Annotated in this window: 7 protein-coding genes; 2 read left to right on the forward strand and 5 right to left on the reverse strand. The window is 59.4% G+C overall.

Annotation, left to right across the window (positions count from 1 at the left end):
- Window positions 1-141 precede the first annotated feature (141 nt).
- Window positions 142-774, forward strand: a complete 633-nt coding sequence (locus G7W63_RS12380; protein WP_166258216.1) for a TetR family transcriptional regulator — start codon at window positions 142-144, stop codon at window positions 772-774.
- A gap of 20 nt (window positions 775-794) precedes the next feature.
- Here the strand turns inward: G7W63_RS12380 and G7W63_RS12385 are convergent, their stop codons facing one another.
- From G7W63_RS12385 to G7W63_RS12400, 4 genes are all read right to left on the reverse strand, one after another.
- Complete coding sequence (locus G7W63_RS12385) at window positions 795-2,312, reverse strand: WS/DGAT/MGAT family O-acyltransferase (RefSeq protein WP_166258219.1); 1,518 nt, start codon at window positions 2,310-2,312, stop codon at window positions 795-797.
- A 130-nt stretch (window positions 2,313-2,442) separates the two neighbouring features.
- The gene (locus tag G7W63_RS12390) at window positions 2,443-3,819 is read right to left on the reverse strand and encodes a GntP family permease (protein ID WP_166258222.1); all 1,377 of its coding nucleotides are present in this window, start codon (window positions 3,817-3,819) and stop codon (window positions 2,443-2,445) included.
- A 43-nt stretch (window positions 3,820-3,862) separates the two neighbouring features.
- Window positions 3,863-4,453: an HD domain-containing protein gene (locus tag G7W63_RS12395; RefSeq protein ID WP_166258224.1), complete on the reverse strand. Its 591-nt coding sequence runs from the start codon at window positions 4,451-4,453 to the stop codon at window positions 3,863-3,865.
- Window positions 4,454-4,468: 15 nt separating this feature from the next.
- A complete protein-coding gene (locus tag G7W63_RS12400; RefSeq protein ID WP_166258227.1) occupies window positions 4,469-5,242 on the reverse strand; it encodes a class II aldolase/adducin family protein in 774 nt (257 codons plus the stop codon).
- Between the two features lie 114 nt (window positions 5,243-5,356).
- Between G7W63_RS12400 and G7W63_RS12405 the strand changes: the two genes are divergently transcribed.
- A complete protein-coding gene (locus G7W63_RS12405; RefSeq protein WP_166258230.1) occupies window positions 5,357-6,049 on the forward strand; it encodes a Crp/Fnr family transcriptional regulator in 693 nt (230 codons plus the stop codon).
- 140 nt (window positions 6,050-6,189) lie between these two features.
- Here the strand turns inward: G7W63_RS12405 and G7W63_RS12410 are convergent, their stop codons facing one another.
- The gene (locus G7W63_RS12410; RefSeq protein ID WP_166258233.1) at window positions 6,190-6,717 is read right to left on the reverse strand and encodes a hypothetical protein; all 528 of its coding nucleotides are present in this window, start codon (window positions 6,715-6,717) and stop codon (window positions 6,190-6,192) included.
- Window positions 6,718-6,975: the final 258 nt, after the last annotated feature.

The raw sequence follows: 6,975 nt of genomic DNA on the forward strand, positions 1-6,975 counted from the left end.
GTGCGGCCAATTTACTGGCCTGAAATGACTGCTTTTCGCTCCGTTCTACGGAAAATATGTGTACACTTGTTTCACAAATTTCTGTGACGCGGGTGCGTTTATGCTGCCCGGCTCCCGGTACAACCTGCGACAGTGACGGTTATGGCTGAGAAGAGACGACGCAAGCCCGGCGAAACGAGGGGCAAACTTATGGAGGCAGCTCTGGCCCTGGTAGGTCGTGGCCGGCACTTTGCCAGCCTGGGCATTCGGGAAGTAACCCGCGAGGCCGGGGTGGTGCCCACCTCCTTCTATCGCCACTTCCGGAACATGGACGATCTGGGCCTGCAGCTGGTGGATGAGCTGGGGTTGGTTCTAAGGAAAATGATGCGTGAAGCCCGGGGTAATGCCCTTCAGGCAGACAAGCTGATGGAGGAGTCAGTCGCCATTTTCGTCAATCATGTTCAGGCTAACCGAAGCTTTTTCTTCTTCATGGCCCAGGGCCTGGCAGGCGAGAGCCGGGCCGTACAGGAAGGTATTCGAAGTGAGATGCGTTTTTTTGCCAGCGAACTGGCCAATGACCTGCGCCGCATGCAGCTGGCCGGTCACCTGAGCGACGGTGACCTTGACCTGACCTGTGACCTGGCGGTCCGCAGTGTCGCTTTCAGCCTTACGGATCTGCTAGGCATCGCCCCCGACGACGAATTCCAGATCGAACAGGTGCGGATCCGGACAACCCGTTTCCTGCAGCTTATCTTCGTGGGCGCTGCCCACTGGAAAAGCCAGGACCGGGCCTGAACCCGGGCCCTTGCCTTACGCTATTCTGAGCCCTCAGGCGCTTTCCTGGCGGACTTGGCCTGGCCGGACCCGGGTCTTGTCTTCCGGGCAGCCGCGCTTCTTGTGGCCTGTTGCCCGGTAGCACCGGCTCGGGTCCTGGAGCGCCCGGGTTTGAGCAGGAGGTCCAGTTCATCCAGCGCCTCACCTGTATAGACCGCCAGCCGCTGCATGCTCGGCAGAGTGTCACGGCAACCAGTGAAGCCGAAATTCAGGGAACCGTCATAGCTCAGGCAGGTGATGTTGAGCGCGCCGCCGTGGGCGATAAGCGATACCGGATACATGGCTTCCAGCTTGGCGCCTTCGTAATATAGTGCCTGCTCGGGACCCGGCACATTGGATATGGTGACGTTGAATACCGGCCGCATGCGGCCGCCCAGACCGGACATCAGCTGCAGAATGTAGGGCGACATCAGCAGCATGGTGTACTGGTTAAGAGCCGCCCGGGGCAAGGTCTGAAGGTGCTGCTTGGCCCTGCGGGTCGATTCCCGGATGGCTTCCAGCCGGGCTCTCGGGTTGGCTTCGTTGGTGGCCAGGGTGGCGATCATGAAACTGATGGCGGTGCCTGTGCCCTCGTCATCGGCAGGGCGGATGTTCACGGGTATGCCGGCGGTCAGGGTCTCCTCGGGCAGGCTGTTCTGTTCGATCAGAAACCGCCGCAGGGCGGTACCGCACAGGTAGAGCACAATATCGTTCAACGAGGCATCAGCCCGCTTGGCCAGCGCTTTGAGGCGGTCGAGGCGGTAATGTTGGGTGGCAAAACGCCGCTGTCCTGTCACGCGCTTGTTGAGGATCGATCGTGGGCCAGAGAAAGGTGCGGTCAGGTCCTCATTGGGATGACGCGCAGACCTCACCAACCGGGTCATGGCGCTGAGCAGCCTGGGCGCCAGGTCGGCCTGGATCCTGAGCGCCTCCATGGCCTGGGAAAATGCTCCGTTTATGCTTGCTTCACGATCGGTCTTGCTGGCCCGGGTGCTTTTCGGGCGGATAGACCAGGGCGGCAGCATGTTGGTTTCTGTCGGGTCTGTGGTCAGCACCCTCTGGAGTAACCGGACGCCACTGATGCCATCGATCATTGAGTGATGCATCTTGGTATAGAGCGCAAAACGGTTATTCTCCAGACCCTCGATGACATGGCATTCCCACAGCGGGCGCGCGAAATCGAGCGGATTGGAATGCAGGCGCGACACCAGGATCCCCAGCTCCCGTTCGCTGCCCGGCCGTGGCAGCGCGGAGTGGCGTACGTGGTAATCCAGGTCTATTTTCTTGTCTACCTTCCAGGCCGGAGCGATTATTCGCCCCAGGGCACCCGGGCGGACCAGCCGGTAGCACCAGGGCTGGGCCACCTCAAAGTCAGCTTTCATGCGATCGAGCAGATCGCGCAGGAAGGTATCCGGGGCGTTCTCCGGTAGCGAGAAAATCTGCATGTTACCGACATGCATGGGTGTGTCATCAGACTCCACTGCAAGCCAGGATGCATCCAGGGTTCCCAGGCGTTTCATTCGTCGTCCTCTTGCCCGCCGGGCTTTGCTTGGCCCGGGCTTCTTTTGTGGTTGCAAAATGCAAGTATACGCAAGTTAACAGGGGCGAGACGAGCCCCGATCACCGAAGATGCCCTGGCTAGCGGAAAATTTACCAGACCGAAGCGACGCCGATGGCCACCAGGGTGGCAATCACTGGGATCGCCACCGTCACCACAAAGATATCCCGATAAGCCTCCCGATGTTTCAGGCCCATGATCGTCAGCATGGCAATGACTGCGCCGCAATGTGGCAGGGAATCGAGGCCGCCTGCTCCCAGGGTGGCTATCCGGTGAAGAGTCTCAGGCTCAACGCCGAGACTCAGGTAGTTGTCGGCAAAGGTCTGCATGAATATCTGCAGGCCTCCCGAGCCGGAACCCACGATGGCAGACACCACGCTCACTGAGGCGAACACAGACAGCAGAGGCGGCAGCGGCAGCTCAAGCACCCACTGGGAAAACGCGCCGAACCCTACTGTCTGTGTGACTACTCCGCCAAAGCCGATAACCGCAGCCGTGTTCAGCAGCGGCATGATCGAGTCATCGGCGCCGGAGCCCAGGCTTTGCATGGCCTTGGGGCGAAAGCCGACAAACAGCAATACACAGCTCAAGGCGCCCAGCACCAGAGCAAAGCTGGGCCAGATGATCGGTTCGCGGTTGGCAAAATCCACCAGTACGCCGATCAGTGGTGTGTTGGCATCCACACTGTCAGTTGCCAACAGAAGCCGGGGCAGGATGATGGTCGACAGGACCACCACCAGGGGAACAACACTGAGCCTCCAGCTGGGGCCGTGTTGCAGGGCCGGGGCCAGCTTTTCCATGTTTTCATCCTGGATGTTGGGCTCATAGCCTTCCCCTTTCGCCCGGGCCAGGGTCCACTGGCGCTCCAGGTAGACCATGCCCAGACCAAACATGACCACCGCTGCGACAATACCCAGCAGCGCACCTGCGAACAGGTCGGTGCCCAGGGCGGAAGCAGCAATGACGTTATGGATGGACGGCGTGCCGGGCAATGCTGTCATGGTGAAAGTGCCGGCGCCCAGGGCGACTGCACCGCAGAACAGGCGCTTGGGCAGGTTGGCCTCACGCATCAGCGCTACACCCAGCGGATACATGGTGAAAATCACCACAAAAACCACAACGCCGCCGTAGGTCAGCATCGCGCAGACCAGCATCGACACCAGAATGGTGTGTCTGGCCCCGAGTTTGCGGGTGACGGCACTGGCGATGGAGCCCGCCGCACCACTGGCCGCCATCATCTTGCCGAATATGGCGCCGGTGAGGAACAGGACGAAGAACTTGCCGGCAAAACTGAACGCACCCAAAGGCCCGAAAGGGAAGTGTTTCAGCAGGGCATCGGCAATTCCCATGTCGTTGGTGATGGCAACCACCAGGCTGGCAGTGAGCGCGGCAATAAGAATATTCACGCCCCGAAGGGCCATGAGGATCAGCAGGAACAGGCCGGCAAGCAGGCCGATGTTTCCGAGCATGGGGCTGGAACCTTGTTGTTATGGTGTAATCACGGGGCCGTGCCTACTCGCTCATGGCCTTTTTATACAGTGACTGCCTGGGCCGGGCGAAAACCCGCCGCAGCATGGGTTCAAAGTAGGCCAGTGGCAGCGTTTCCGCCTGGGGGTCGAAGGCCGGGGAGTCGTATTTAGTGACGAACTCCAGGGTGCGCTGATAGTGGGGCTGGGCCTCGTATTCGTCACGCATGTTGCGGTCCAGGCCCAGGTAGTGGAAGAAATAGTAACCCTGGAAGATGGCATGGTGCTTCACCATCCAGTGGTTTTCCTCGGTCACGAAGGGTTGCAGAAGGACGGCTGCCACATCGGCGTGGTTATAGGTGCCCAGGGTATCGCCAATATCGTGCAGAAGGGCGCACACCACGTATTCCTCATCCTTGCCATCCCGGTGCGCACGGGTCGCTGTCTGCAGGCAATGGGTCAGCCGGTCCACGGGGAAGCCGCCAAAGTCGCCTTCCAGTAGCTTCAGGTGGTCCATAATACGGTCTGGCAGGGTCTTGGCGAACTCGCCAAAGGAGCCTGCAATGGCCTGCCAGTCCTCCTGAGTACCGTCTTTCATATGGGTAAAACTGGCGCGTTGGGCTGTTTCGTTAGTCATGGTGGCCTCTGGTTGTTATTCGCGAAAACTGGTGTCGATGCGATCGAGCTTGCGTAACAGGCCGGGCCATGCCAGCTGTCCACCGAGGCCTTTGGTCACCTGACTGGCCTGCTCCTTGATGGTTTTGACGATGGTGTCCGGAATGGGGCTCAGCTCGCGGTTACCGGAGAGCGCGGCAATCTGTATTTCACAGGCCCGCTGCAAAATGAACATGCCCAGGAAGGCATCAGGGATGGTCCGGCCCACCGTCAGCAGGCCGTGATTGCGCAGGATCATGGCGTTGTTATGGCCCAGGTCCTTTTGCAGCCGGGCTTTTTCTTCTTCCCGCAGGGCCACGCCTTCGTAATCGTGGTAGGCCAGGGTTGCCAGCGGGAACAGACTCTGCTGGGACAGTGCCAGCAGCCCGTCCTTCTGGGCTGATACCGCGACCCCGGCGGTGGTGTGGGTATGCATGACGCAGGTCGCGTCGTCCCGCACCGCATGAATGCCACTGTGGATCGTGAAGCCGGCAGGGTTGATGTCGAAGTCGTCGGGATTGAGCTTGTTGCCCTCCTGGTCTATGCGCACCAGGCTTGAGGCGGTGATCTCGTCGAACATCATGCCGTAGGGGTTGATCAGGAAATGATGCTCGTCGCCCGGAATGCGGGCGGAAACGTGAGTGAAGATCAGGTCATCCCAGCCATACAGGGCAATCAGTCGATAGGCGGCAGCAAGATCAACCCGCAGTTGCCATTCTTCGGCACTGACACTGTCTTTCTTGGAGGGAATGGCGAGTTGGGAAGAAGGCATGGCGGCTGACCTCGTGGCAGACTGAAGGGTGTTTTGGCATTGTTGTGCACCTTATGGTCGGGAGTGTAGGCCGTTGTTTGTGCCAAAGACTGTCAACTCGTTTACAATTGATCGATGACAAATATCAAAGCCATCCTTGCTTGTTGCCCTCTTTTCCAGGCGTTTCCGGATAATGCTCTGGAAGACGCCGCAGCCATGGTGCGGATGCGGCACTTCCGGGCCGGGGAGCCGATCTACAGCAAGGCGGCGATGCAGTCCACTCTTTCGGTTATCGCCAAGGGCACGGTACGCATAAGCTCGGTCAATGCCGCCGGAAGGGAAGCCATACTGGTGATCTTTGGCAGTGGCAGTTGGTTTGGCGATACGGTTTTTTCCCCCGGCACCCCCCGCGTGTTCGGCGCCACCGCCCATGAATCAGCCGCGGTGGCCGAATTACCGGGCGAGAGTTTCCGCGCGCTTATGGCCCGTTACCCGGAGAGTTATCCGGTAGCTCTGGACCTGGTGAGCCGGCGCTTATGGAGTGCCATGGCGATTATTGAGGAGGACGCACTCAGGGGCATCGAAGCCAGGGTAGGGCGTCGCCTGCTGTTTCTCGCCCAGATGCACAGCACGGGTGCCAAGGCCACAGACCCGGTCACCTTGCGCCTCACCCGGGAACACATTGCAAGCATGATGGGCATGACCCGACAGGGCGTCCATAAGGTGCTTAAACACCTGGAGGCCACCGGTCTGATCGTGCCCGGCTATGGCCGTCTCGTGGTTACCAGCCCGGCCGGGCTGGATACCTATCTGCAGGGGCTTGACTGAGCACAGGCTCGGGAGAACAGGGCGATCGTCCCCCCGGGAATTATTCCCTCGGCGATGGAGCGTTGGCTGATAGCGAGTTTGCCAGTGGCCCGAATAATGGCCTGAGCCGTGGTTTGAAGAGTGACTTCAGTGGCGCGGGGCTAGTCGATTTTACTCCCTTCCTCAAGCAGCGTGTCTACAGCACAGTCATGGGTACCCGGGAATTCCTGCTTCACCCACTTGAGGTACTCCCGGGCTTTCTCGTTTGAGCCGTCTTCTTTTTGCGCTTCTGCCAGGCTAGCCACGTAAAGTGCATGAGCACGGACATCCCGGGTCACAGTGGGATCGCGGTAGATCTCCATGAGGGTTTCCTGAGTCTTGGCGTAGACATCGCCGCCCGCGGCGCTTTTCCTCATGTGCTCAAGAATTTCCGGACTGATTTCATATTCACTGGGGTTGCAACCGGATTCACTCAGAATCTCCTTATAGGTCCCGTAGTCATCCTTCAGATCTTCCCGGAACGCCTGGCGCTCTTCATGGAGCTTCGCTGCCGTGCCGCTTGCTACCGCATAGGTCGAGCTGGTGACGACGCCACCCATACAGCCCGTCAGAACAGCACTGAGCACCAGAAGTGTAGGCAGGGTAATGAGCGAGGAAACCCTGGAGGAGAAGAGATTTGATGCATGCATGTGGCATTCCTTGTCTTGGGGCATGGGCCAAATAGTTCCTGAAAGCCTGACATGGTAAACCCATGGCCCCTCCGAATTGGTGACGGCCTTCAAAAACTCCGAGGTTCGTATCTCTGACGTCACAGAGTCGGGTAGAGGATGTTTCGTAGCGGAAGCTTCCGAGCACACTGGCGGTGTGCCCCTAGTCTGGTTGAAAACAGGAGCTTGCGCTCCACGAAAGCTGAAGCTTCCGCTACATTTTACTCATGCGGTCGCGGC

Source organism: Marinobacter salicampi (assembly GCF_011074795.1).
GTDB lineage: Bacteria > Pseudomonadota > Gammaproteobacteria > Pseudomonadales > Oleiphilaceae > Marinobacter > Marinobacter salicampi.

Excerpts from the sequence above, each read along its gene's own strand:
- G7W63_RS12380 (WP_166258216.1), top strand. The coding sequence starts at position 142 with ATGGCTGAGAAGAGACGACGCAAGCCCGGCGAAACGAGGGGCAAACTT.
- G7W63_RS12385 (WP_166258219.1), bottom strand. The coding sequence starts at position 2,312 with ATGAAACGCCTGGGAACCCTGGATGCATCCTGGCTTGCAGTGGAGTCT.
- G7W63_RS12390 (WP_166258222.1), bottom strand. The coding sequence starts at position 3,819 with ATGCTCGGAAACATCGGCCTGCTTGCCGGCCTGTTCCTGCTGATCCTC.
- G7W63_RS12395 (WP_166258224.1), bottom strand. The coding sequence starts at position 4,453 with ATGACTAACGAAACAGCCCAACGCGCCAGTTTTACCCATATGAAAGAC.
- G7W63_RS12400 (WP_166258227.1), bottom strand. The coding sequence starts at position 5,242 with ATGCCTTCTTCCCAACTCGCCATTCCCTCCAAGAAAGACAGTGTCAGT.
- G7W63_RS12405 (WP_166258230.1), top strand. The coding sequence starts at position 5,357 with ATGACAAATATCAAAGCCATCCTTGCTTGTTGCCCTCTTTTCCAGGCG.
- G7W63_RS12410 (WP_166258233.1), bottom strand. The coding sequence starts at position 6,717 with ATGCATGCATCAAATCTCTTCTCCTCCAGGGTTTCCTCGCTCATTACC.